Annotated in this window: 23 protein-coding genes and 1 riboswitch; of the genes, 16 read left to right on the top strand and 7 right to left on the bottom strand. The window is 58.6% G+C overall.

Features of this window, described 5'->3' with window-relative positions; all coding sequences use genetic code 11:
* Positions 1–216: 216 nt before the first annotated feature.
* The 5 genes from hutI to hutH all read left to right on the top strand — a co-directional run bounded on the left by hutI (position 217) and on the right by hutH (position 6,462).
* Entirely contained in the window at positions 217–1,440 is a 1,224-nt protein-coding gene (gene hutI, locus AC2T6E_RS06545; protein WP_253179155.1) for an imidazolonepropionase, read from the top strand.
* Complete coding sequence (gene hutG / locus AC2T6E_RS06540; protein WP_486690974.1) at positions 1,437–2,375, top strand: formimidoylglutamase; 939 nt, start codon at positions 1,437–1,439, stop codon at positions 2,373–2,375. The genes hutI and hutG overlap by 4 nt, the downstream gene beginning before the upstream one ends.
* Positions 2,376–2,394: 19 nt before the next feature.
* Positions 2,395–3,129, top strand: coding sequence for a histidine utilization repressor (locus tag AC2T6E_RS06535; protein WP_486690972.1), 735 nt, complete (start codon positions 2,395–2,397; stop codon positions 3,127–3,129).
* Between the two features lie 127 nt (positions 3,130–3,256).
* The gene (gene hutU / locus AC2T6E_RS06530; protein ID WP_486690970.1) at positions 3,257–4,942 is read left to right on the top strand and encodes a urocanate hydratase; all 1,686 of its coding nucleotides are present in this window, start codon (positions 3,257–3,259) and stop codon (positions 4,940–4,942) included.
* Complete coding sequence (hutH, locus tag AC2T6E_RS06525) at positions 4,942–6,462, top strand: histidine ammonia-lyase (protein WP_486690968.1); 1,521 nt, start codon at positions 4,942–4,944, stop codon at positions 6,460–6,462. The genes hutU and hutH overlap by 1 nt, the downstream gene beginning before the upstream one ends.
* 85 nt (positions 6,463–6,547) lie before the next feature.
* On the opposite strand, the gene AC2T6E_RS06520 is transcribed toward hutH, so the two are convergent.
* Positions 6,548–7,024 (bottom strand): kinase inhibitor, encoded by a 477-nt coding sequence (locus tag AC2T6E_RS06520; protein WP_008501131.1) that lies wholly within the window; start codon positions 7,022–7,024, stop codon positions 6,548–6,550.
* A 48-nt stretch (positions 7,025–7,072) separates the two neighbouring features.
* On the bottom strand, positions 7,073–8,362 hold the full coding sequence (bioA, locus tag AC2T6E_RS06515; protein ID WP_486690966.1) for an adenosylmethionine--8-amino-7-oxononanoate transaminase: 1,290 nt from the start codon (positions 8,360–8,362) through the stop codon (positions 7,073–7,075).
* An 86-nt stretch (positions 8,363–8,448) separates the two neighbouring features.
* Here bioA and bioB point away from each other — a divergent pair, with 86 nt between their 5' ends.
* Genes bioB through bioD form a run of 4 tightly spaced genes read left to right on the top strand, consistent with a single transcriptional unit; the run spans position 8,449 to position 12,076 of the window.
* Positions 8,449–9,489 (top strand): biotin synthase BioB, encoded by a 1,041-nt coding sequence (gene bioB, locus AC2T6E_RS06510; protein WP_348573070.1) that lies wholly within the window; start codon positions 8,449–8,451, stop codon positions 9,487–9,489.
* A complete protein-coding gene (bioF, locus tag AC2T6E_RS06505) occupies positions 9,486–10,643 on the top strand; it encodes an 8-amino-7-oxononanoate synthase (protein WP_148399826.1) in 1,158 nt (385 codons plus the stop codon). The genes bioB and bioF overlap by 4 nt, the downstream gene beginning before the upstream one ends.
* The gene (gene bioC, locus AC2T6E_RS06500) at positions 10,627–11,382 is read left to right on the top strand and encodes a malonyl-ACP O-methyltransferase BioC (RefSeq protein WP_341494664.1); all 756 of its coding nucleotides are present in this window, start codon (positions 10,627–10,629) and stop codon (positions 11,380–11,382) included. The genes bioF and bioC overlap by 17 nt, the downstream gene beginning before the upstream one ends.
* Positions 11,375–12,076 carry a dethiobiotin synthase gene (gene bioD, locus AC2T6E_RS06495; protein ID WP_185869993.1) on the top strand — a complete coding sequence of 234 codons (702 nt, stop codon included), beginning with the start codon at positions 11,375–11,377 and terminating at the stop codon, positions 12,074–12,076. The genes bioC and bioD overlap by 8 nt, the downstream gene beginning before the upstream one ends.
* Here the strand turns inward: bioD and AC2T6E_RS06490 are convergent.
* The gene (locus tag AC2T6E_RS06490) at positions 12,039–12,761 is read right to left on the bottom strand and encodes an ABC transporter ATP-binding protein (protein WP_348573071.1); all 723 of its coding nucleotides are present in this window, start codon (positions 12,759–12,761) and stop codon (positions 12,039–12,041) included. The genes bioD and AC2T6E_RS06490 overlap by 38 nt on opposite strands.
* A gap of 752 nt (positions 12,762–13,513) precedes the next feature.
* Here AC2T6E_RS06490 and uvrB point away from each other — a divergent pair.
* The gene (gene uvrB / locus AC2T6E_RS06485; RefSeq protein ID WP_108415896.1) at positions 13,514–15,529 is read left to right on the top strand and encodes an excinuclease ABC subunit UvrB; all 2,016 of its coding nucleotides are present in this window, start codon (positions 13,514–13,516) and stop codon (positions 15,527–15,529) included.
* Positions 15,530–15,620: 91 nt separating this feature from the next.
* Here uvrB and yvcK read toward each other — a convergent pair whose 3' ends face one another.
* Complete coding sequence (yvcK, locus tag AC2T6E_RS06480; protein WP_010428835.1) at positions 15,621–16,529, bottom strand: uridine diphosphate-N-acetylglucosamine-binding protein YvcK; 909 nt, start codon at positions 16,527–16,529, stop codon at positions 15,621–15,623.
* Positions 16,530–16,754: 225 nt separating this feature from the next.
* Positions 16,755–16,888: riboswitch (molybdenum cofactor riboswitch) on the top strand.
* Between yvcK and moaA the strand changes: the two genes are divergently transcribed.
* From moaA to AC2T6E_RS06450, 6 genes are all read left to right on the top strand, one after another.
* Positions 16,876–17,865 (top strand): GTP 3',8-cyclase MoaA, encoded by a 990-nt coding sequence (moaA, locus tag AC2T6E_RS06475; RefSeq protein WP_100165247.1) that lies wholly within the window; start codon positions 16,876–16,878, stop codon positions 17,863–17,865. Its footprint overlaps the riboswitch before it by 13 nt.
* Positions 17,866–17,889: 24 nt before the next feature.
* Positions 17,890–18,402, top strand: a complete 513-nt coding sequence (moaB, locus tag AC2T6E_RS06470) for a molybdenum cofactor biosynthesis protein B (protein ID WP_010428839.1) — start codon at positions 17,890–17,892, stop codon at positions 18,400–18,402.
* Positions 18,403–18,405: 3 nt separating this feature from the next.
* On the top strand, positions 18,406–18,891 hold the full coding sequence (gene moaC / locus AC2T6E_RS06465; RefSeq protein ID WP_089598948.1) for a cyclic pyranopterin monophosphate synthase MoaC: 486 nt from the start codon (positions 18,406–18,408) through the stop codon (positions 18,889–18,891).
* Positions 18,884–19,129: a molybdopterin synthase sulfur carrier subunit gene (moaD, locus tag AC2T6E_RS06460; RefSeq protein ID WP_042719364.1), complete on the top strand. Its 246-nt coding sequence runs from the start codon at positions 18,884–18,886 to the stop codon at positions 19,127–19,129. Before moaC ends, moaD begins: the two co-directional genes overlap by 8 nt.
* A 1-nt stretch (position 19,130) precedes the next feature.
* A complete protein-coding gene (moaE, locus tag AC2T6E_RS06455) occupies positions 19,131–19,583 on the top strand; it encodes a molybdopterin synthase catalytic subunit MoaE (RefSeq protein ID WP_486690960.1) in 453 nt (150 codons plus the stop codon).
* Between the two features lie 64 nt (positions 19,584–19,647).
* Positions 19,648–20,355: a Bax inhibitor-1/YccA family protein gene (locus AC2T6E_RS06450; protein WP_010428846.1), complete on the top strand. Its 708-nt coding sequence runs from the start codon at positions 19,648–19,650 to the stop codon at positions 20,353–20,355.
* A gap of 89 nt (positions 20,356–20,444) precedes the next feature.
* On the opposite strand, the gene AC2T6E_RS06445 is transcribed toward AC2T6E_RS06450, so the two are convergent.
* Genes AC2T6E_RS06445 through AC2T6E_RS06435 form a run of 3 tightly spaced genes read right to left on the bottom strand, consistent with a single transcriptional unit; the run spans position 20,445 to position 23,403 of the window.
* Positions 20,445–21,407, bottom strand: coding sequence for a lysylphosphatidylglycerol synthase domain-containing protein (locus AC2T6E_RS06445; RefSeq protein WP_108415902.1), 963 nt, complete (start codon positions 21,405–21,407; stop codon positions 20,445–20,447).
* On the bottom strand, positions 21,407–22,645 hold the full coding sequence (gene clsB / locus AC2T6E_RS06440) for a cardiolipin synthase ClsB (protein WP_010428848.1): 1,239 nt from the start codon (positions 22,643–22,645) through the stop codon (positions 21,407–21,409). Before clsB ends, AC2T6E_RS06445 begins: the two co-directional genes overlap by 1 nt.
* A complete protein-coding gene (locus AC2T6E_RS06435) occupies positions 22,642–23,403 on the bottom strand; it encodes an endonuclease/exonuclease/phosphatase family protein (protein ID WP_126815586.1) in 762 nt (253 codons plus the stop codon). Before AC2T6E_RS06435 ends, clsB begins: the two co-directional genes overlap by 4 nt.
* Positions 23,404–23,453: the final 50 nt, after the last annotated feature.

The following is a 23,453-nucleotide window of genomic DNA, read 5'->3' as shown; positions in this document are numbered from 1 at the left end:
CTCCTGGGTATGCAAGTCTTAACGGGATAGACGAAATAGCCTGCTTTTTTATACTAAGTTGAGCGAAACGGGAAGATAAAAAGGGTAAAAGTTGCGTTTTTACCCTCAGGGGGCGGGGAAGTCATCACAAATAAATAACATTTTCCATGAATGCGGTTGACACCAGACAGCAGATGAAAATAAATGTCTATACAACCCATGACAAGTGGAATCCCCATGCAGCAGCTTCATCCCGACGATGTGATATGGCGAAATGCACGGCTGGCAACAATGGTTGCTGGCGAGCCGGAACCTTATGGCCTGAAAGAACAACACGCTCTGGTGGTCAGGGGCCAAACCCTTCTGGCCGTTGTTCCAGAGTCTGAACTGCCTTCCGGACACCGTCATAGCGTCGATCTTCAGGGACGTCTGGTCACGCCAGGCCTGATTGACTGCCATACCCATCTGGTGTTTGGCGGCGACCGCGCGGCGGAGTGGGAGCAGCGTCTGAACGGTGTCTCTTACCAGGCCATCAGCGCGCAGGGGGGCGGGATTAACGCCACTGTGACGGCGACGCGCAGCAGCTCGCCGGAAACTCTGCTAGAACTGGCGCAACAGCGGCTCCAGCGTCTGATGAATGAAGGTGTGACGACGGTTGAAATCAAATCGGGATACGGTCTAAACGCCGAAGCCGAAGAGAAGATGCTGCAGGTCGCGCGCCAGCTGAGCCTCAATAATCCAATTGATATCAGCCCAACGCTGCTGGCGGCCCATGCGGTTCCGGCGGAATACCGGCAGGATTCGGATGCGTACCTCACACTGGTCTGCGAGCAGATCCTGCCCACGCTGTGGCAAAAAGAGCTATATGAAGCAGTCGATGTGTTTTGTGAAAACGTCGGCTTTACCCCGTCGCAAACCGAGCGCCTCTTCCAGGCTGCTACCGCGCTCGGTATCCCGGTGAAAGGGCACGTCGAGCAGCTGTCGAATCAGGGCGGCGCGGCGCTGGTCAGCCGATACAAGGGGCTTTCTGCCGATCATATTGAGTATCTCGATGACGCAGGCCTACAGGCAATGGCGGAAAGCGGCACGGTTGCCGTCCTGTTGCCGGGTGCGTTCTATTTCCTTCAGGAGCGTCAGCGTCCGCCGGTTGAACAGCTCAGAAAACAGGGTGTCCCGATGGCCGTCGCCACCGACTACAACCCCGGCACCAGCCCGTTTGCCAGCCTGCACCTGGCGATGAACATGGCCTGCGTCCAGTTCGGCCTCACGCCGGAAGAGGCCTGGGCTGGCGTAACGCGACACGCGGCGCAGGCGCTGGGGCGCGGCGCCACGCACGGGCAATTAAAGGCCGGATACGTGGCGGATTTTGTCGTCTGGGATGCAAAAAATCCGGTAGAAATGGTTTATGAACCGGGACGTAATCCTTTGTATCAACGCGTCTTTCGGGGGAAAACGCTATGACACTGTGGCGGTCCACATCACCGCAGATCTGGCAGGGGCGCGACGACAGCGCTGAAGCCACTAATGCAAAACGCATTTTCCAGACTATTCAGCAACGTGAAGCGTTTTCACCAGCGCCTTCAGGCATTGGCCTGATAGGCTTTGAATGTGATGAAGGGGTGAAGCGCAATCACGGCAGACCCGGCGCGGTGCAGGCACCCGATACACTTCGCCGGGCGCTCGCGAACATGGCAAGCCATCAGGGACATGAGCGGCTTGTGGATATGGGCTCAATTTATCTCAAGGGCACAGATCTTGAAGCCGCGCAGCGGGCATTAAGCGATGCGGTGGTGCAATGCCAGCAGTCCGGGATGCGCACGCTGGTGTTCGGCGGCGGGCATGAAACCGCGTGGGCGCACGGCCGCGGCGTGCTGGACGCTTTCCCGAACGCGCGGGTTGCCATTATCAACCTTGATGCCCATCTCGATCTGCGCAAAGCCGATCGGGCCACGTCAGGCACGCCGTTTCGCCAGCTGGCGAATTACTGCGATGAGCGCGGGCGGGAATTTCAGTACGCCTGCTTTGGCGTGAGCCGGGCGGCGAACACGCTGGCGCTGTGGGATGAGGCCGAACGTCTTAACGTCACGCTGGTGGAGGATCTGCATTTCAGGCGTGATGCGCTCTCTTCACTGGAAAAGGTGCTGGAGCAGGCCGATCGCGTTTATCTCACGATTGACCTGGACGTTCTCCCTGCTGGAGAAATGCCCGCCGTCTCGGCCCCTGCGGCACTGGGCATACCGGCGCTGGAGCTTATGCCGGTCATCGAACGCATCTGCCGCAGTGGAAAACTGCAGGCCGCCGATCTGGTAGAATTTAACCCGCAGTACGACCGCGATGGGCAAGGCGCAAAGCTTGCCGCCCGTCTGGCCTGGCAAATTGCTCACTGGTGGGCATAACACTATTCAAGGAGTCACGATGTTTTCACGCTCACCTCTGCCGCCGTCGAGCCCTCCCGCGCCTTTCTACGAAAAGGTGAAGCAGGCCATTAGCGAAAAAATTGCCACCGGCGTCTGGCGGCCGCACGACCGCATTCCCTCGGAGGCCGATCTGGTGGCGCAGTTTGGTTTTAGCCGCATGACCGTCAACCGGGCGCTGCGTGAACTGACCGACGAAGGGCTTCTGGTACGCCTTCAGGGCGTGGGGACGTTTGTGGCGGAACCAAAAGGGCAGTCAGCCCTGTTTGAGATCCGCAGTATTGCCGATGAGATAACCTCGCGAAATCACCAGCACCGCTGTGAGGTGCTGGTGCTCGAGGAGACTCAGGCCAGCGCCGAGCAGGCCGTAGAGCTGGATGTGAAAGAGGGAAGCCGCATTTTCCATTCGGTGATGGTGCATTTTGAGAACGACATTCCGGTGCAGATTGAAGATCGCTGCGTGAACGCTGAACGGATCCCGGACTATCTGAATCAGGATTACACCCACACCACGCCGCATGCGTATCTCTCGCTCGTCGCCCCGCTGACGGAAGGGGAGCACATTGTGGAGGCGGTTCGCGCCACGCCGCAGGAGTGTGAGTTGTTGCGCATCAAAGAGCACGACCCTTGCCTGCTTATTCGCCGCCGCACCTGGTCATCCTCGCAGATTGTGTCGCATGCCAGACTGCTGTTTCCCGGTAACCGTTACCGGCTGCAGGGCCACTTTATGTCATAAGTTTTATAAGCGTGATCGCTAACGCAATATAACAAAATTGTATCTTTTTTGTTAAATCTGACCTTGTGTGTGCTTGTCTATACAAGTATATCTTAATGCATCATCTGTCCCGTATGAGGAGCACACAATGTCGTCAGGTAAATACCGCCAGCAGGATGTCCGCGCCGCGCGCGGCACCACGCTTACCGCCAAAAGCTGGCTCACCGAAGCACCGCTGCGCATGTTGATGAACAACCTTGATCCTGAGGTAGCGGAAAATCCCCACGAGCTGGTGGTCTACGGCGGCATTGGCCGCGCCGCGCGCAACTGGGAGTGCTATGACGCCATTGTCGAGTCCCTCACCAACCTTGAAACTGACGAAACCCTGCTGGTGCAGTCCGGCAAGCCGGTTGGCGTATTCAAAACCCACAAAAACGCGCCGCGCGTGCTGATTGCCAACTCTAACCTGGTGCCGCACTGGGCCACCTGGGAACACTTCAACGAGCTTGATGCGAAAGGGCTGGCGATGTATGGCCAGATGACCGCCGGGAGCTGGATCTACATCGGCAGCCAGGGGATTGTGCAGGGCACCTATGAAACCTTCGTGGAAGCCGGTCGCCAGCACTATAACGGCTCGCTGAAAGGCCGCTGGGTATTGACCGCGGGTCTCGGCGGCATGGGCGGCGCACAGCCGCTGGCTGCCACGCTTGCCGGTGCGTGCTCACTGAACATTGAGTGCCAGCAGAGCCGCATTGATTTCCGTCTGCGTACCCGTTACGTCGATGAACAGGCAACCGATCTGGAAGACGCGCTGGCACGCATCAAAAAATACACTTCCGAAGGCAAAGCGGTGTCGATTGCCCTGTGCGGCAACGCGGCGGATATTCTCCCGCAGCTCGTCGCCCGCGGCGTGCGCCCGGATCTGGTCACCGACCAGACCAGCGCCCATGACCCGCTGCACGGTTACCTGCCAAAAGACTGGACGTGGGAAGAATATCAGCAAAAAGCGGAAACCGACCCGGAAGGCACCGTGCTTGCCGCAAAACGCGCCATGGCGGAACACGTTTCCGCGATGCTGGCCTTTAGCCAGATGGGCATTCCGACCTTTGATTACGGCAACAACATCCGCCAGATGGCGAAAGAGATGGGCGTAAGCAACGCCTTCGACTTCCCGGGATTCGTTCCGGCCTATATCCGCCCGCTGTTCTGCCGCGGCATCGGTCCGTTCCGCTGGGTTGCCCTGTCCGGCGACCCGGAGGACATCTACAAAACCGACGCCAAAATGAAGGAGATCGTCGCCGATGACGAGCACCTGCATCGCTGGCTGGACATGGCTCGCGAGCGCATTAACTTCCAGGGTCTGCCGGCGCGTATCTGCTGGGTAGGGCTGGAGTGGCGGCAAAAACTCGGCCTCGCCTTCAACGAAATGGTGCGCAGCGGTGAAGTCTCCGCGCCGATTGTCATTGGCCGCGACCATCTGGACTCCGGCTCCGTCGCCAGCCCGAACCGCGAAACCGAAGCCATGCGCGACGGTTCGGATGCGGTCTCCGACTGGCCATTGCTGAACGCCCTGCTCAATACCGCCAGCGGCGCGACCTGGGTGTCGCTGCACCACGGCGGCGGCGTTGGGATGGGCTTCTCCCAGCATTCCGGGATGGTCATCGTCTGTGACGGAACTGACGAAGCCGCCGCGCGTATCGCTCGCGTGCTGCACAACGACCCGGCCACCGGCGTGATGCGTCACGCGGATGCGGGTTATGAGATTGCCATTGACTGTGCCGAAGAGCAGGGCCTTAACCTGCCGATGATCCCTGCCACACAAGGAAAGCATTAATGAACGCGTTAACACTCACTCCCGGCTCGCTGACCCTCAAACAGCTGCGTAACGTCTGGCGCAATCCTGTCACCCTTTCGCTGGATGAAAGCGCCCACGCCGCCATTAACGACAGCGTGGCCTGCGTCGAAGCCATCGTCGCCGAAGGGCGCACCGCCTACGGGATCAACACCGGCTTTGGCCTGCTGGCACAGACCCGCATCGCGACACAGGATCTGGAAAACTTACAGCGTTCGCTGGTGCTGTCGCATGCGGCGGGCGTCGGCCAGCCGCTGGACGATGAAATTGTCCGTCTGATGATGGTGCTCAAAATTAACAGCCTGGCGCGCGGTTTCTCCGGCATTCGCCTGAGCGTCATTCAGGCGCTGATGGCGCTGGTCAATGCGGAAGTCTATCCGTGGATCCCGGCGAAAGGCTCAGTTGGGGCATCTGGCGATCTCGCGCCGCTGGCGCACATGTCGCTGCTGCTGCTGGGTGAAGGCAAAGCGCGCTGGCAGGGCGAGTGGCTTCCTGCGAAAGAGGCGCTGAAAAAAGCCGGATTAACGACCATTACGCTGGCGGCGAAAGAGGGGCTGGCGCTGCTGAACGGCACCCAGGCATCGACCGCTTTCGCGCTGCGCGGCCTGTTTGAAGCGGAAGATCTGTTTGCCTCGGCGGTGGTGTGCGGTGCGCTGACCACCGAAGCCGTGCTGGGCTCGCGTCGTCCGTTCGATGGCCGCATCCACGAGGTGCGCGGTCAGCGCGGGCAGATTGATGCCGCCGCGATGTACCGTCATGTGCTTACCGACACCAGCGAAATTGCCGATTCACACCATAACTGCGAAAAGGTACAGGATCCGTATTCCCTGCGCTGCCAGCCGCAGGTGATGGGCGCGTGCCTGACGCAGCTGCGCCAGGCGGCAGAAGTGCTGCTGGTGGAAGCCAACGCGGTGTCCGATAACCCGCTGGTGTTCGCCCAGGAAAACGAGGTGGTCTCCGGCGGTAACTTCCACGCCGAGCCGGTGGCGATGGCGGCGGATAATATCGCCCTTGCGATTGCCGAAGTCGGCGCGTTGTCCGAGCGTCGCATTGCGCTGATGATGGATAAACATATGTCCCAGCTGCCGCCGTTCCTGGTGCGTAACGGCGGGGTGAATTCGGGTTTTATGATTGCCCAGGTGACCGCTGCGGCGCTGGCGAGCGAGAACAAAGCCCTGTCGCACCCGCACAGCGTGGACAGTCTGCCGACGTCAGCGAACCAGGAAGATCATGTCTCGATGGCACCGGCTGCCGGGCGTCGTCTCTGGGAAATGGCTTCCAACACCCGCGGCGTGCTGGCGGTGGAATGGCTGGCGGCAAGTCAGGGTATCGATCTGCGAGAAGGGCTAAAATCCAGCCCGCTGCTGGAGCAGGCGCGTCATGCGCTGCGTGAACACGTTACGCACTACGATGATGATCGCTTCTTTGCGCCGGATATTGATAAGGCGATGCAGCTTCTGGAAGAGGGAAGGCTGGTGGGGCTGTTACCTTCGGTGCTGTGATTTTATGCCCGGTGGCGCTGCGCTTACCGGGCCTACGGGTAAGAAATGTAGGCCGGGTAAGGCGTAGCCGCCACCCGGCTTTTTTTTATGAATACATCGCCGTAATCGACGCGCTCCCGAGCGAATGGAAATGCACGTTAAACCCTACCATCGCGCCGCTCGCCCCTTCATCGACCTCAATTTTCTCCACATCCAGCGCGTGCACTGTAAAGATATAGCGGTGAGTTTCCCCTTTTGGCGGCGCCGCACCGCCGTAGCCCGCTTTACCAAAATCGGTGCGCGTCTGAATGGCGCCTTCAGGCAGGGCAACCAGGTCTGAACCGGAGCCCTGCGGCAGGACGCGCGTGTCGGCTGGCAGGTTCGCCACGATCCAGTGCCACCAGCCGGAGCCGGTCGGCGCGTCCGGGTCGTAGCAGGTCACGACAAAGCTTTTGGTTCCGGCCGGAACCTCGTCCCACGCCAGGTGCGGGGAGATATTGTCTCCCTGATATCCCATGCCGTTGAATACGTGGCGTTCCGGGAGCTTTTCGCCGTCGCGCAGATCTTTACTGATGATTTTCATACGGTTTACCCTCGTTAATCACTCGTTCAGGAAGTGTAACGCATGGGGTCAAATCGTGAAATGCGCGGGAATGTTAACGGCTGTAACGACCGCGTCGGTTAATTTACGCAGCTGCTCTGGCGTGATGCTGTACGGCGGCATCAGATAGATAAGCTTGCCGAACGGACGCACCCAGACGCCCTGCTCAACGAAGAAGCGCTGCAGCGCCGCCATATTCACCGGATGGGTGGTTTCAATCACCCCGATGGCACCCAGCACGCGAACGTCCGCCACGAAATTCGCGCCCGAGGCGGCGCTCAGCGCCTCTTTCAGCTGCGCTTCAATCGCCGCCACCTGCTTCTGCCACTCGCCGCTCTCCAGAATGGCGAGACTTTCGCTTGCGACGGCGCAGGCCAGCGGGTTGCCCATAAACGTCGGGCCGTGCATAAAGCAGCCCGCCTCGCCGTCACTGATGGTGTCAGCAACGTGACGGGTGGTTAGCGTGGCGGAGAGCGTCATGGTGCCGCCGGTCAGCGCTTTACCCAGGCACAGAATATCCGGGGCGATACCCGCATGCTCGCAGGCAAATAGCTTGCCGGTGCGGCCAAAGCCGGTGGCGATCTCATCGGCAATCAGCAGAATGCCCTCGCGGTCGCACATCTTGCGAATGCGCCTCAGCCATTCCGGATGGTACATCCGCATTCCGCCCGCGCCCTGCACAATCGGCTCCAGGATCACGGCGGCGATTTCATGGCGATGCGCCGCCATCAGCCGCGCGAAACCGACCATGTCCATCTCGTTCCACTCGCCGTCGAAGCGGCTCTGGGGGGCCGGGGCAAACAGGTTTTCCGGCAGATAGCCTTTCCACAGGCTGTGCATGGAGTTGTCCGGATCGCACACCGACATCGCCCCGAAGGTATCCCCGTGATAGCCGTTGCGGAAGGTGAGGAACCGCTGGCGCGTTTCGCCCAACGCATGCCAGTACTGCAGCGCCATTTTCATCGCCACTTCCACCGCCACGGAGCCGGAATCGGCCAGGAACACGCACTCCAGCGATTCAGGCGTCATCGCCACCAGGCGACGGCATAAATCCACCGCGGGCTGATGGGTTATCCCGCCAAACATCACGTGCGACATCTGGTCAATCTGCGCCTTCATCGCCGCATTCAGGCGCGGGTGGTTGTACCCGTGAATGGCCGCCCACCAGGAAGACATCCCGTCAACGAGCCGCTCGCCGCTGGCGAGATGCAGCTCGCAGCCGTGGGCCGAGGCCACCGGATAGACGGGAAGGGGGCAGGTGGTGGAGGTGTAAGGGTGCCAGATATGCTGCTTGTCGAAGGTGAGATCGTCCTGGGTCATAATCGACTTGTAAACCATTTTGAAAAGTTTTAGGTTTACGAGTATAAACCGAACCGAAAATTAACAAAACCCTTTGGAGAAGCCCAATGGCTCACCACGCACGCTGGACGATGTCGCAAGTTACTGAATTATTCAACAAACCTTTCCTTGAGCTGATGTTCGAAGCGCAGCAGGTGCATCGTCAGCACTTCGATCCACGCCATGTTCAGGTCAGCACGCTGCTGTCGATCAAGACCGGTGCCTGTCCTGAAGACTGCAAATATTGCCCGCAGAGCGCGCGCTACAAAACTGGCCTGGAATCCGAACGGCTGATGGAAGTTGAGCAGGTGCTCGACTCGGCGCGCAAGGCGAAAAACGCCGGATCGACCCGCTTCTGCATGGGCGCGGCGTGGAAGAACCCGCACGATCGCGACATGCCGTATCTGGAGCAGATGGTAAAGGGCGTGAAGGAGATGGGCCTCGAAGCCTGTATGACGCTCGGCACGCTGAACGACGAGCAGGCGCAGCGCCTCTCCGCGGCGGGGCTGGACTACTACAACCACAACCTCGACACCTCGCCGGAGTTTTACGGCAACGTCATCACCACCCGTACCTATCAGGAGCGTCTGGATACGCTGGATAAAGTGCGTGACGCGGGGATCAAGGTTTGCTCCGGCGGTATCGTGGGCTTAGGCGAAACGGTGAAAGACCGCGCGGGCCTGCTGCTGCAGCTGGCGAACCTGCCGACTCCGCCGGAAAGCGTGCCGATCAACATGCTGGTGAAGGTTAAGGGCACGCCGATGGCGGACAACGACGACGTGGATGCGTTTGATTTTATTCGCACCATCGCGGTGGCGCGCATCATGATGCCGACCTCTTTCGTGCGCCTCTCCGCCGGTCGCGAGCAGATGAGTGAGCAAACTCAGGCCATGTGCTTTATGGCCGGAGCCAACTCCATCTTCTACGGCTGCAAGCTGCTGACCACGCCGAACCCGGAAGAGGACAAAGACGTTCAGCTGTTCCGCAAGCTGGGGCTTAACCCGCACCAGAGCGAGGTGCTGACGGGCGATAACGAGCAACAGCAGCAGCTGGAGCAGCAGATTTTCAACGCCGACACCGACCAGTTCTACAATGCGGCAGCCGTATGACCTGGCAGGCACGAATACATACCGCGCTGGACGAACGCCGGGCGGCAGAGGCGTTTCGCGTTCGCAGGGTGGTGGAAAACGGCGCGGGCCGTTTTCTTACCCACGACGGGCGGCAGTTCTGTAACTTCTCCAGCAACGACTATCTCGGGCTGAGCCAGCATCCGGCCATCATTCGCGCCTGGCAGCAGGGCGCGGAGCGGTTTGGCGTGGGCAGCGGCGGCTCGGGACACGTCAGCGGATACACCGCGGCGCATCAGGCGCTGGAGGAAGAGCTTGCCGACTGGCTCGGCTACCCGCGCGCGCTGCTTTTTATCTCCGGCTTTGCCGCCAATCAGGCGGTTATTACCGCGCTGATGGGAAAAGAGGACCGCATTGTCGCCGACCGCCTGAGCCACGCCTCGCTGCTCGAGGCGGCAAATTTAAGCCCGGCACAGTTACGCCGCTTTGCCCATAACGATGCGGGGCAGCTCGCCGCGCTGCTGGATAAACCCTGCGACGGACAGCAGCTGGCAGTCACAGAAGGGGTGTTCAGTATGGACGGCGACAGCGCGCCGCTTGCCGCGCTGCATGAGGCAGCAAAGCGGCAAAACGCCTGGCTGCTGGTGGACGATGCCCACGGCATTGGCGTGATGGGCGACGAAGGTCGCGGCAGCGCGCATCAGCAAAACGTGAAGCCGGAACTGCTGATTGTCACCTTCGGCAAGGGCTTTGGCGTCAGCGGCGCCGCCGTGCTGTGCAGCGATTCGGTCGCTGACTATCTGCTGCAGTTTGCCCGACACCTGATTTACAGCACCAGCATGCCCCCGGCGCAGGCCGTGGCGCTGTCTGCGTCGCTGGCGGTGATCCGCAGCGCAGAAGGGGATGAACGTCGCCAGCGGCTGGCAGAGCATATTTCATGCTTCCGTCAGGGGCTAGCGGCGCTGCCCTTCCACAGTCCTGATTCGCAGAGCGCTATCCAGCCGGTGATTGTCGGCGAAAACGGCCGCGCGCTGGCGCTGGCACAGGCGCTGCGCGAGCGCGGCATGTGGGTGACCGCCATTCGCCCGCCAACGGTCCCTCCGGGTACCGCGCGGCTGCGCTTAACCCTGACGGCGGCGCATGAGGCACGGGATATCCAGACGCTGCTGGAGGCGCTCCATGATGCCGGTGAATAAGCAGGCCGTTGCGGCGGCATTTGGTCGGGCCGCGCAGAGCTATTCGCAGCACGATGAACTGCAGCGTCAGAGCGCGGAGGGGCTTCTGGCCGCGCTTGGCGAGAATCGTTTTCCGCAGGTGCTGGACGCGGGCTGTGGTCCCGGCAGCAACAGCCGCTACTGGCGCGGGACGGGAAGCCTGGTCACGGCTATCGACCTCTCAGACAAGATGCTCGACGAGGCGCGTCAGAGGCAGGCAGCGGATCGATATCTGCTGGCCGATATCGAGGCTATCCCGCTGGCGGATGCGCAGTTCGATCTGGTCTGGAGTCATCTGGCGGTCCAGTGGTGCAGCAGTCTGCCACAGGCCTTGCGCGAGCTTTATCGCATGGCGCGACCGGGCGGGAAGGTGGCTTTTACCACCTTGCTGGAAAGCTCGCTGCCGGAGCTGAATCAGGCGTGGAAAGCGGTGGATGAGCAACCGCACGCTAACCGCTTTTTATCGCATGAACAGGTGACGCAGGCGCTGGCAGGCTGGCGCTATCGCAGCACGGTACAGACCATCACCCTCAATTTTAGCGATGCGTTCAGCGCCATGCGCTCGCTGAAGGGCATCGGGGCCACGCACCTGCATGCCGGGCGGGAGAGAAAACTGCTCACCCGGGGACAACTGCAGCATCTGGAGCTGGCCTGGCCGCAGCAGCGGAGTCATTTCCCGCTTTCTTATCAACTTTTTCATGGGATTATCGAACGTGACTGAACGTTATTTTGTTACCGGCACGGACACGGAAGTGGGCAAAACGGTTGCCAGCTCGGCGCTGCTGCAGGCGGCGCAAAAGCTTGGGAAAAACACCGCCGGCTATAAGCCTGTTGCTTCCGGCAGCGAGATGACGCCGGAAGGATTACGCAATACCGACGCGCTGGCGCTCCAGCGTAACAGCACGCTTGAACTCGCCTATTCAGCGGTCAATCCGTACACCTTTGCCGAGCCGACCTCGCCGCACATCATCAGTGCCGATGAAGGTCGTCCGATTGATTTCGCCGTGCTGTCTGCCGGATTACGGACGCTGGAAAGCCAGGCTGACTGGGTGCTGGTGGAGGGGGCTGGCGGCTGGTTTACGCCGCTTTCCGAAGAAAACACCTTTGCTGACTGGGTGCAGGCCGAGCAGCTTCCGGTCATTCTGGTCGTCGGCGTCAAGCTGGGCTGCATCAATCACGCCATGTTGACCGCGCAGGCCGTACAGCAGGCCGGGCTGCGTCTGGCGGGCTGGATAGCCAACGACGTGGTTGCGCCGGGTAAACGCCATCAGGAGTATCTGGCGACCCTCAAACGCGTGCTCCCCGCGCCGTGCCTCGGGGAAATCCCCTGGCTTGCTGACGGCGCGGAAAATGCTGACACCGGGTGTTATCTCGACCTCAGCGTCTTGCTTCCCGCGACATCCAGTGGGCGATAAGCTCGTCATCCAGTTCGTTAACGTGGCCCTGCGCCACGTTACGCCCGCGATAGAGCATGCAGAAACGCTCCGCAACCCGGCGGATAAACGACAGCTGTTGCTCCGCTAATAACACTGTCATACCCAGCTCCCGATTTAAGCGCACCAGCAGCTGTCCCAGCTTCTGGGCGAAGCTGTGTCCTGCGCCGTGCAGGGGTTCATCGAGGATCAGCAGGCGCGGGCGGTTCACCAGCGCGTTGGCCAGCGCCAGCTGATACTGGTCGTCCGGAGAGAGCGTGTTGGCGCGGGCCTGCCGCAGCGCATAGAGTGCCGGAAACAGGTCGTAAACGTCTCTTTTCGCCTCAGGGTCGGGTTTCCCCACGGCCTGCATCGCAATATGCAAATTCTCATCGATGGTCAGCTGGGAAAAGATCCGTCTGTCCTGCGGCACATAGCCTATGCCCGGCATGGAACGGTGCTCTGACGCCGGGTTGAGCAAATCGCGCGGCGGCGCACCGGCTTCATGCCAGATGATGGTGCCGCTTTCGACGGGCACTTTTCCGGTAATGCAGTTCATCAGGGTCGTTTTGCCCATTCCCGGCAGGCCAACGACGCCTGTACACATGCCTTGCGGAAAATCTAAATCCAGGTTCCATAGCGTATGTTGGCTTCCGTAAAACTGATTCACAGCACGCAGACTCAACATCTTTCTCTCCTTAAAAATGTTTATTGATGACGCTCGTAGTCGACTGTGCAAAACGCCTGCCAGAAACCATAAAGTGATTAAAAAAGGGGCTTTTTTAGGAATAAGTCTCTGCGGATCGTCGTGCGGATCCTTGAATTGCACATCAACGGTGCCGGAAGCGGTGATTTATGGTGCAGGGCGCGAAATGGCGGATTTGTGAGCGAGATCGCATGAGTTGGTTATGAATGACTCAACTGTTTATCATCAAAAAATAGCTATAAAAATTTTTTGTTGCCGCCTCGTGGGAAAAACCGGGAATTTGCCGAGTGGCGGTCTGTACGGGCTGGACGCAGTTATCCACTATTCCTGTGGATAACCATGTGCATTAGAGTTAGAAAACACGCGATAAGCGAGAGAATACGCGGGTTACGCCCGAATTGATGCGAAACACGGCTTTAGAAAATATCGCTTAGTAATTAGCTGGTTAGATAAAATCAATTGCCGTCATGAAACTGTCACCCGTTGCCACAAAACTATCATTACCTGGCTTGACAAATGTTAAAAAAGGAAAAGTTCTGGGGATAACCGAGTCAGGCTGGTGTTTTATTTTGTCACAGTCTACATTTCAACCGGGATCGCGCTCATTCCCCGGGCGCTACTCTAAATATCCTGCCACGCTACTGGTTTTTCATCCAGTGTTTTTTACTGGCATTCCTGGCAACAACGAGTAAAATTACTCACCTGCCGCTTATAACGTCATCAGGTTGTCGCCCATGAGTAAACCGTTCAAATTGAATTCTGCTTTCCGTCCTTCGGGGGATCAGCCCGAGGCCATCCGCCGTCTGGAAGAGGGGCTGGAAGATGGGCTGGCGCATCAGACGCTATTAGGTGTGACGGGGTCAGGTAAAACCTTCACCGTCGCCAACGTGATTGCGGATCTCCAGCGCCCAACGATGGTGCTGGCACCCAATAAAACCCTGGCGGCGCAGCTTTATGGTGAGATGAAAGAGTTCTTCCCGGAAAATGCGGTGGAGTATTTCGTCTCCTACTACGATTACTACCAGCCAGAAGCCTATGTGCCGAGCTCTGACACCTTCATCGAGAAGGATGCCTCAGTGAACGAACATATTGAGCAGATGCGTCTGTCGGCCACTAAGGCGCTTCTGGAGCGTCGCGATGTGGTCGTCGTCGCATCTGTTTCCGCAATCTACGGTCTGGGCGATCCGGATCTCTATCTCAAGATGATGCTGCACCTGACGCAGGGGATGATCATCGACCAGCGCGCCATCGTCCGTCGTCTGGCGGAGCTGCAGTATGCCCGTAACGATCAGGCTTTCCAGCGCGGGACGTTCCGCGTACGCGGTGAGGTGATCGACATCTTCCCGGCGGAATCGGACGATATGGCGCTGCGCGTCGAGCTGTTCGACGAAGAGGTCGAACGCCTGTCGCTCTTCGATCCGCTGACCGGACACATTGAATCGGTGATCCAGCGCTTCACCATTTACCCGAAAACGCACTACGTGACGCCGCGCGAGCGTATTGTGCAGGCGATGGAAGAGATCAAAGTGGAGCTGGCCGAGCGCCGTAAGGTGCTGCTGGCCAATAACAAGTTGCTGGAAGAGCAGCGCCTGAGCCAGCGTACCCAGTTTGACCTTGAGATGATGAACGAGCTGGGCTACTGCTCCGGTATTGAAAACTACTCGCGCTTCCTCTCCGGGCGCGGGCCGGGCGAGCCGCCACCGACGCTGTTTGACTACCTTCCGGCAGACGGTTTGTTGGTGATCGACGAATCCCACGTTACGATCCCGCAGATCGGCGGAATGTACCGCGGTGACCGCGCGCGTAAAGAGACGCTGGTGGAATACGGCTTCCGCCTGCCGTCGGCGCTGGATAACCGTCCGATGAAGTTTGAAGAGTTTGAGGCGCTCGCGCCGCAAACCATTTACGTCTCGGCCACGCCGGGCAACTACGAGCTGGAGAAATCCGGTGAAGACGTTGTCGATCAGGTTGTGCGTCCAACGGGTCTGCTCGACCCGATTATTGAAGTTCGTCCGGTGGCGACTCAGGTGGACGATCTGCTCTCGGAAATTCGCGCTCGTTCCGCCATCAACGAGCGCGTGCTGGTGACCACGCTCACCAAACGCATGGCGGAAGACCTGACCGAGTATCTGGAAGAGCACGGCGAGAAGGTGCGTTATTTGCACTCGGATATCGACACCGTCGAGCGCATGGAAATTATTCGCGATCTGCGTCTGGGCGAGTTTGACGTGCTGGTGGGGATCAACCTGCTGCGAGAAGGTCTGGATATGCCGGAAGTCTCACTGGTGGCGATTCTGGATGCGGATAAAGAGGGTTTCCTGCGTTCCGAGCGTTCGCTGATCCAGACCATCGGCCGCGCGGCGCGTAACGTCAACGGTAAAGCGATTCTGTACGGTGACAAAATCACCCCGTCGATGGCGAAAGCGATTGGTGAAACGGAGCGCCGCCGCGAGAAGCAGCAGCGCTACAACGAAGAGCACGGCATCACGCCGCAGGGTCTGAACAAGAAGGTGGTGGATATCCTGGCGCTGGGCCAGAACATTGCCAAAACCAAAGCGAAAGGTCGCGGCAAGGCGCGCTCAGTGGTGGAAGAAGATACCGTCGTGCTGACGCCGAAAGCGCTGCAGCAGAAAATCCACGAGCTGGAAGGACAGATGATGCAGCACGCGCAGAACCTGGAGTTCGAAGAAGCGGCGCAGATCCGCGACCAGCTTCATCAGCTGCGGGATCTTTTCATCGCGGCATCGTGAGTGGGTTTTGCCCGGTGGCGCTGCGCTTACCGGGCCTACGGGGTTAGCGTCTTTTGTAGCCCCGGTAAGCGCAGCGCCACCGGGGGGGTTGCTAGCCCAGCGCCTGAATCGCCTTCTCCAGCGCCTCGCGCAGCAGGTGACGGTCATGGCGATACTTAATATCACTCGCCTCTAGCGGCTCCTGCACCACCACGCGGTCGCCAATACCCGATACGTCCACCTTCGGCCCCACCACGACACCGTCGATAATTTTTTTACCGACGTATTGCTCCATTAAATCAAGCTTGTCCGCCAGCGACAGGCTCGCTGCCGCCGGGCTCAGTTCACGTCCCAGGTTACCGATGTAGACCATCGGGGCGGGGGTGCGGCGCAGCGCCTGCGCCAGCTCTTTCACCAGCAGAATCGGCATCAGGCTGGTGTAAAAACTACCAGGGCCAATCAGGATCAGATCCGCTTCACCGATGGCTTCTACCGCTTCGCGCGTGGCGGGGACGCTTGGATAGGTCATTAGCTCCGTTGGCGGCAGGATAAGCTGATCAATATTCACCTCACCGTAAACTTCATGCCCTTCAGCGTCGATAGCCATTAAATCGACCGGTTGTTCAGACATGGGGATCAGAAATGCATCCACTTTAAGCAGATTACGGATCAGGTTGATGGCTTCGAGAGGCCGCACACTCAGGTGATCTAAGGCCTTTAACATCAGATTTCCGAGGTTATGCCCGGAAAGTTCGCCATTACCGCCAAAACGGTACTCAAACATCGCCGATGCGACGCTCGGTTCGGTAATTAACTGGTTCAGACAGTTGCGCATATCTCCCCAGGCAATCCCGCCTTCGGCACGTCGGATCCGCCCCGTTGAGCCGCCGTTATCGGTGGTGGTCACTATCCCTGTCAGCCTTGACCCGAGTGACGACAATGAGGACATGACGCGGCCCAGGCCGTGGCCTCCGCCAAGAGCGACCACTCGGTCAAGATCCGCAAAAGTGCGATTGCGCATAGGTATTCCTTATCACGTTCGATCGCGTAACAGTAACCTAACTACCCCTAAAAGACGATGCCTCAGCCGATGCAAAATGACGTATATCAATGTGAAAGTGTGGTTTTTGGGTATCCTGTAGCGAAAATGCACGATTAAGTCGCTATATATATAATTATATAGCGAAATGCGAGAATGGCGAAGTGATGATTTCCGCGTTACTATCGCTATAACCACGTTTTCATTTTTGAAAACATACACTCTAGCCCTGGCGCCTGTGTCGAACGATATGGCGCCCTGGCCGTGGCAAATTAGCCACCAGGGTACAGAAAGAAATGACTGTGCCTCCCGATTTGGAAAGGTGTACATGGCTTCACAACTTACTGATGCTTTCGCGCGTAAGTTTTATTACTTACGTCTGTCGATTACCGATGTGTGTAACTTCCGTTGCACCTACTGCCTGCCCGATGGCTACAAGCCGGGTAAGGTCACCAATAACGGCTTTCTCTCCGTGGATGAAGTGCGCCGCGTTACGCGCGCCTTCTCTGAACTCGGCACGGAAAAGGTGCGTCTGACCGGTGGCGAACCCTCTTTACGTCGTGATTTCCCCGACATCATTGCCGCCGTGCGTGAAAACGAACGTATCCGCCAGATAGCGGTGACCACTAACGGTTACCGCATGGCGCGCGACGTGGCGAACTGGCGCGATGCGGGCCTGACGGCGATCAACGTCAGCGTAGATAGCCTCGATGCCCGTCAGTTCCACGCCATTACCGGACAGGACAAATTCCATCAGGTGATGGAAGGCATCGACGCCGCATTCACTGCGGGGTTCGACAAAGTCAAAGTCAATACCGTGCTGATGCGTGATGTAAACCATCATCAGCTGGACACCTTCCTGGCGTGGATCAAACCACGCCGCATTCAACTGCGTTTTATTGAGCTGATGGAAACCGGCGAGGGCAGCGAGCTGTTCCGTCGCCATCACATCTCCGGCATGGTGCTGCGCGACGCGCTGCTGAGACGCGGCTGGATCCACCAGATCCGCCAGCGCAGCGACGGCCCGGCGCAGGTCTTCTGCCACCCGGATTACGAAGGTGAGATAGGCCTTATCATGCCCTATGAGAAGGACTTCTGCGCCAGCTGTAACCGCCTGCGCGTCTCCTCCGTTGGCAAGCTTCATCTCTGCCTGTTCGGCGACGGCGGCGTAGATCTTCGCGATTTGCTGGAAGACGATGCGCAGCAGGACGCGCTTGAAGCACGCATTTCTGAAGCGCTGACGCATAAAAAACAGACCCACTTCCTGCATCAGGGCAATACCGGCATTACTCAGAACCTGTCTTACATCGGCGGGTAATCAGTCTTAAGAAGGAATCAGAAGATGAGTCAGGTAAGCGCAGAATTTATCCCGACACGCATTGCTATCCTTACCGTTTCCGACCGCCGTGGCGAAGAGGATGATACCTCCGGTCACTGGCTGCGTGATGAGGCGCATGACGCGGGGCATCACATCGTCGATAAAGCGATTGTAAAAGAGAACCGCTACGCCATTCGCGCTCAGGTCTCTCAGTGGATCGCCAGCGATGAGGTGCAGGTGGTGTTGATTACCGGCGGCACCGGCTTTACCGCAGGCGATCAGACTCCCGAAGCGCTGATCCCGCTGTTCGACCGCGAAGTGGAAGGCTTCGGCGAAGTGTTCCGCATGCTCTCCTTTGAAGAGATTGGTACCTCCACGCTTCAGTCACGCGCCGTGGCGGGCGTGGCGAACAACACGCTGATTTTCGCTATGCCGGGCTCGACCAAAGCCTGCCGTACCGCGTGGGAAAACATCATCGCCCCGCAGCTGGATGCCCGTACCCGTCCGTGTAATTTCCACCCCCATTTAAAGAAATAAGCTATGTCACAACTGACCCACATTAACGCCGCCGGTGAAGCGCATATGGTGGATGTTTCCGCCAAAGCGGAAACGGTGCGCGAGGCGCGCGCGGAAGCGTTCGTCACTATGCTGCCAGAAACCCTGGCGATGATTCTCGACGGCAGCCACCACAAAGGTGATGTCTTTGCGACCGCGCGCATCGCCGGTATTCAGGCCGCGAAACGCACCTGGGACTTAATTCCGCTGTGCCATCCGCTGATGCTGAGCAAGGTGGAAGTGAACCTGCAGGCGCAGCCGGAGCACAGCCGCGTGCGCATTGAGTCACTCTGCCGCTTAACCGGGAAGACCGGCGTGGAGATGGAAGCGCTGACGGCGGCCTCCGTCGCCGCGCTGACCATCTACGATATGTGCAAAGCGGTGCAGAAAGATATGGTGATTGGCCCGGTTCGCCTGCTGGCAAAAAGCGGCGGCAAATCCGGTGATTTTAAGGTGGACAGCCATGATTAAGGTGCTCTTTTTTGCCCAGGTGCGCGAACTGGTCAATACCGACAGCCTGACGCTGGATGCGTCCTTCGAAAACGTCGCTGCCCTGCGCGCGCATCTGGCGGCACAAAGCGACCGCTGGGCGCTGGCGCTCGAGGAAGGCAAGCTGCTGGCCGCCGTGAATCAGACGCTGGTTGAATTCACCCATCCGCTGAACGCAGGGGATGAAGTGGCCTTCTTCCCGCCGGTGACAGGGGGCTAAGATGGCTGAAACACGAATTCTGGTCGGTCACGAGCGCTTTAATGTTGGTACAGAATATGACTGGTTGGCCGAGCGCGATGAAGATGGTGCGGTCGTCACCTTTACCGGTAAAGTGCGCAACCACAACCTCGGCGACAGCGTGAAGGCGTTGACGCTGGAGCACTATCCGGGGATGACCGAGAAATCGCTGGCGGCGATTGTCGACGAGACGCGGGGCCGCTGGCCGCTTGGCCGCATCACGGTTATTCACCGCATTGGCGAGATGTGGCCTGGCGAGGAGATTGTCTTCGTCGGGGTGACCAGCGCGCACCGCGGCAGTGCGTTTGCGGCAGGGGAGTTCATTATGGACTATCTCAAAACCAAAGCCCCGTTCTGGAAGCGTGAAGCCACGCCGGAAGGTGACCGCTGGGTGGAATCGCGCGACAGCGATAAACAAGCCGCCAGCCGTTGGTAGTCGGTTTACGTGGATGTGTTAATCTTAACGTGTGTGTCTACTTAATCTTAATCAGGAGTGAATCATGGACCGATTTCCGCGTTCCGATTCAATAGTACAGCAGACCCGTAGCGGCCTGCAGACGTATATGGCTCAGGTGTACGGCTGGATGACGGTCGGCCTGCTGCTTACCGCGTTTATCGCGTGGTATGCGGCGAACACGCCTGAACTGATGATGTTTATCTTTTCCAGCAAAATCACCTTCTTTGGGCTGATTATCGCGCAGCTGGCGCTGGTGTTTGTGCTTTCTGGCCTGGTGCAAAAGCTGAGTGCCGGAATGGCGACCACGCTGTTTATGCTCTATTCAGCTCTAACCGGACTGACGCTTTCCAGTATTTTCATCGTCTACACCTACTCCTCCATCGCCAGCACCTTTGTGGTGACCGGCGGGATGTTCGGCGTGATGAGCCTGTACGGTTACACCACCAAACGTGACCTGAGCGGCTTAGGCAACATGCTGTTTATGGGGCTAATTGGGATCGTGCTGGCGTCGCTGGTGAACCTGTGGCTGAAGAGTGACGCGCTGATGTGGGCTGTGACCTACATCGGGGTGGTGGTCTTCGTTGGCTTGACGGCCTACGACACCCAGAAGCTGAAAAACATCGGCGAGCAGATTGACGTGCGCGACAGTTCTAACCTGCGCAAATACTCGATTCTGGGGGCGTTGACGCTGTATCTGGACTTCATCAACCTGTTCCTGATGCTGCTGCGTATTTTCGGCAACCGTCGTTAAGGTTGCTTTGCCGGGTGGCGGCTTCGCCTTACCCGGCCTACGAAACGCGAACCGTAGGTCGGGTAAGGCGAAGCCGCCACCCGACTAGTTCACTTCGCTAACATCCTCTCATTCTTCGCCCGTAACTTCTTCGCCCGGCTCTCCAGCCCCAGATAACAGACCGTTGCCAGCGCCAGCGGCAGGAAGTAATAGATCATGCGGTACGCCAGCAGGGCGGCGATAATCGTTCCCTGAGAGACATGCTCCCCCGCAAGCAGCGCGATAAACACCGCCTCCAGCACGCCGATCCCCGCCGGGATATGCACAATCACGCCTGCAATACTGCTCACCAGCAGCACGCCCAGCACGAAGAAGTAATTTACGTCCTCGCCAATCAACAGCCAGATAATCGCCCCCATCGCCATCCAGTTGGCGCTGGAGACCACCATTTGCAGCACCGCGAACTTCCATGAGGGCAACACCAGCTTTTGCCCCTTGATGGTCATATGGCGGCGTTTAGCAAAGGCGCAGGCCCACAGATACACGGCGATGATCAGCAGCAGCACGATGCCCAGAATGCGCAGCGTGGCCTCGTCGATATACCAGTGCGCGGGCAGCTGCACCACGCCGATGGTGAAGATCACCCCGCCGAGCAGAATATAGCCCAGCCAGTTCGTGGTGATGCTTAACGAGAAAATGCGCGTGATGGTCCCGCCCGGCAGGCCAAGGCGCGAGTAAAGGCGATAGCGCATGCCAATGCCGCCGACCCAGGTGCTCAGCGTCAGGTTAAAGGCGTAGCAGATAAACGACACCAGCATCACCTGGCGCTTGGCCAGCTTGTGGCCGCAGTAGGCGCGGCCCAGCAGGTCATAGCAGCCGTATATCAGGTAGCTTACGATGACCAGCCCAACGGCGCTCAGGAGCACCATCCGGTTATAGTTGCGGATAACCTTCCACACCTCTTCCCAGTCGACTTTTTGCGCGTACACCACCAGCAGTACCGCGACGGCGATAAAGAACAGCCAGGTGAGGATTTTTTTTGCCAGCTTCCAGCGAGGATGCGATTTCGACATCAGGTTTTCCCTCCGTCTTCCGCTTCAATGCGGTCCTGAGTTTCCATTTCGGGTTGAACCGGCGGGTCCACCTGCGCAAGCTTTGGCGTATGCGCGGGCAGCCAGCCGACCATCGCCGGGAAATGACGCAGGAAGTGGAACACCACCACGCCAATGCCAAGGTTCCACCAGGTGCGTTTCGGCACCATGGACTCATCCACGCGCACGCAGTCATTGACGATCAGCCCCTGCAGGTTATCCCGCAGGGTTTGATTAAACTGCCGATCGTGAATGATCAGATTCGCTTCCAGATTCAGCGACAGGCTCAGCGGATCGAGATTGCTGGAGCCGACGGTGGCCCAGTGATCGTCCATCAGCGCCACTTTGCCGTGCAGCGGTCGGCGGCGATATTCGTAGATCTGTACGCCGCCTTTCACCAGATAGTTATAGAGCAGGCGTGCGCCCACTTTGACAATCGGCATATCCGGCTCGCCCTGCACAATCAGCTTCACGCGCACGCCACGTCGGGCCGCATTGCGCATGGCATGCAGAATACGGTAGCCGGGGAAGAAGTAAGCGTTGGCGATAATCACCTCGCGCTTCGCGTTCGCCAGCATCTTCAGGTAATGACGTTCAATGTCATCCCGGTGCTCGCCGTTGTCGCGCCAGACGAAAAGCGCCTGCGCTTCGCCGGGCTGTCGGTTTTCCTCCGGGCGATGGCGACGCCGCCACCAGTGGCGAACGGCCTCTTTACCCGGCAGGTTCTCCAGTTCAAACAGTAAAATATCCTGAACCACCGGGCCTTCAATGCGGATCGCGTAGTCCTGCTTGGCTTCCGGGCCATAGTCGGACATATGTTCAGCGGAGTAGTTAATGCCGCCGACGAACGCCACCGTCTCATCCACCACCACAATTTTGCGGTGCATCCGACGAAAAAGGTTCGTGCGCATGCCAAATAAGCGGGGACCGGGATCGTAGTAGCGGAAGACCACGCCTGCGGCGGTCAGTTCGTTGACGAACTCATCGCTCAGGTCCGGTGAGCCATAGCCGTCGAGCAGCGCTTCAATTTTGACCCCGCGCCGGGCAGCACGCAGCAGCACGCTGTGCAGCTGCTTGCCAACCTCATCTTCGAACCAGATAAAGGTTTCGAGGATCACTTTCTGCTGTGCGTTATCAATCGCTTTAAACACGGCCGGATAATATTGATCGCCATTCTCCAGCAGCGTAATGCGGTTTCCTTCCTGCCATGTACATTTCATAAGTGGATCTCCGCGCTGAGCGGGGCATGGTCTGATAAATGTCGCCAGTTGAGTAACGCCAGCGCGGTAGGGCTGCTGGCATGGGCGTTTTTGACGTAGATGCGGTCAAGGCGCAGCAGGGGGAAGCGCACCGGGAACGTGCGTGCGGGGCGTCCGTTGGCGCGGGTGAAAATTTCCTCCAGCCCGGCGTTCACCTTAAGCGGATGGTTGGCGCGTTGCCGCCAGTCGTTGAAATCACCGGCGATGACCACGGGCTCGCCTTCCGGCAGCGCATTGCTCCATTCGGCGAGCATCTGCAGCTGAGCCTGACGGTGGGCTTCACGCAGGCCAAGATGCACGCAGCCTACGTGAACGGGAAATTGCAGATCGGGTGGCGCGATACGACAGTAAAGCAGGCCGCGTTTTTCACTTTCGCCCACCGACACGTCGCGGTTTTCATAGTGCTCAATCGGAAAACGCGACAGCACCGCATTACCGTGGTGCCCTTCGGGGTAAACTGCGTTGCGTCCGTAGGCGTAATCGCTCCACATGGTATCGGCCAGAAACTCGTAGTGGGGGGTATCCGGCCAGTTTTCGACATGCATTGGATGCACTTCGTGCGCGCCCATCACTTCCTGCAGGCAAACAATGTCCGCGCTGACGGTGCGTACGGCGTCGCGCAGCTCCGGTAAAATGAAGCGGCGGTTAAATGCTGTGAAGCCCTTATGAATGTTTATCGTCAGCACCTTAAGCGAGAAATGCTGCGTTTTAATGGTCATAAACACCTTCCTGGGTGACTATCCCGATGAAAATAAAGTGTAGTCGGCGT

Source organism: Enterobacter sp. B79-1 (assembly GCF_057444735.1).
Note: the sequence above shows the minus strand (reverse complement) of the source record. Positions and strands in the feature narration are given on the sequence as shown.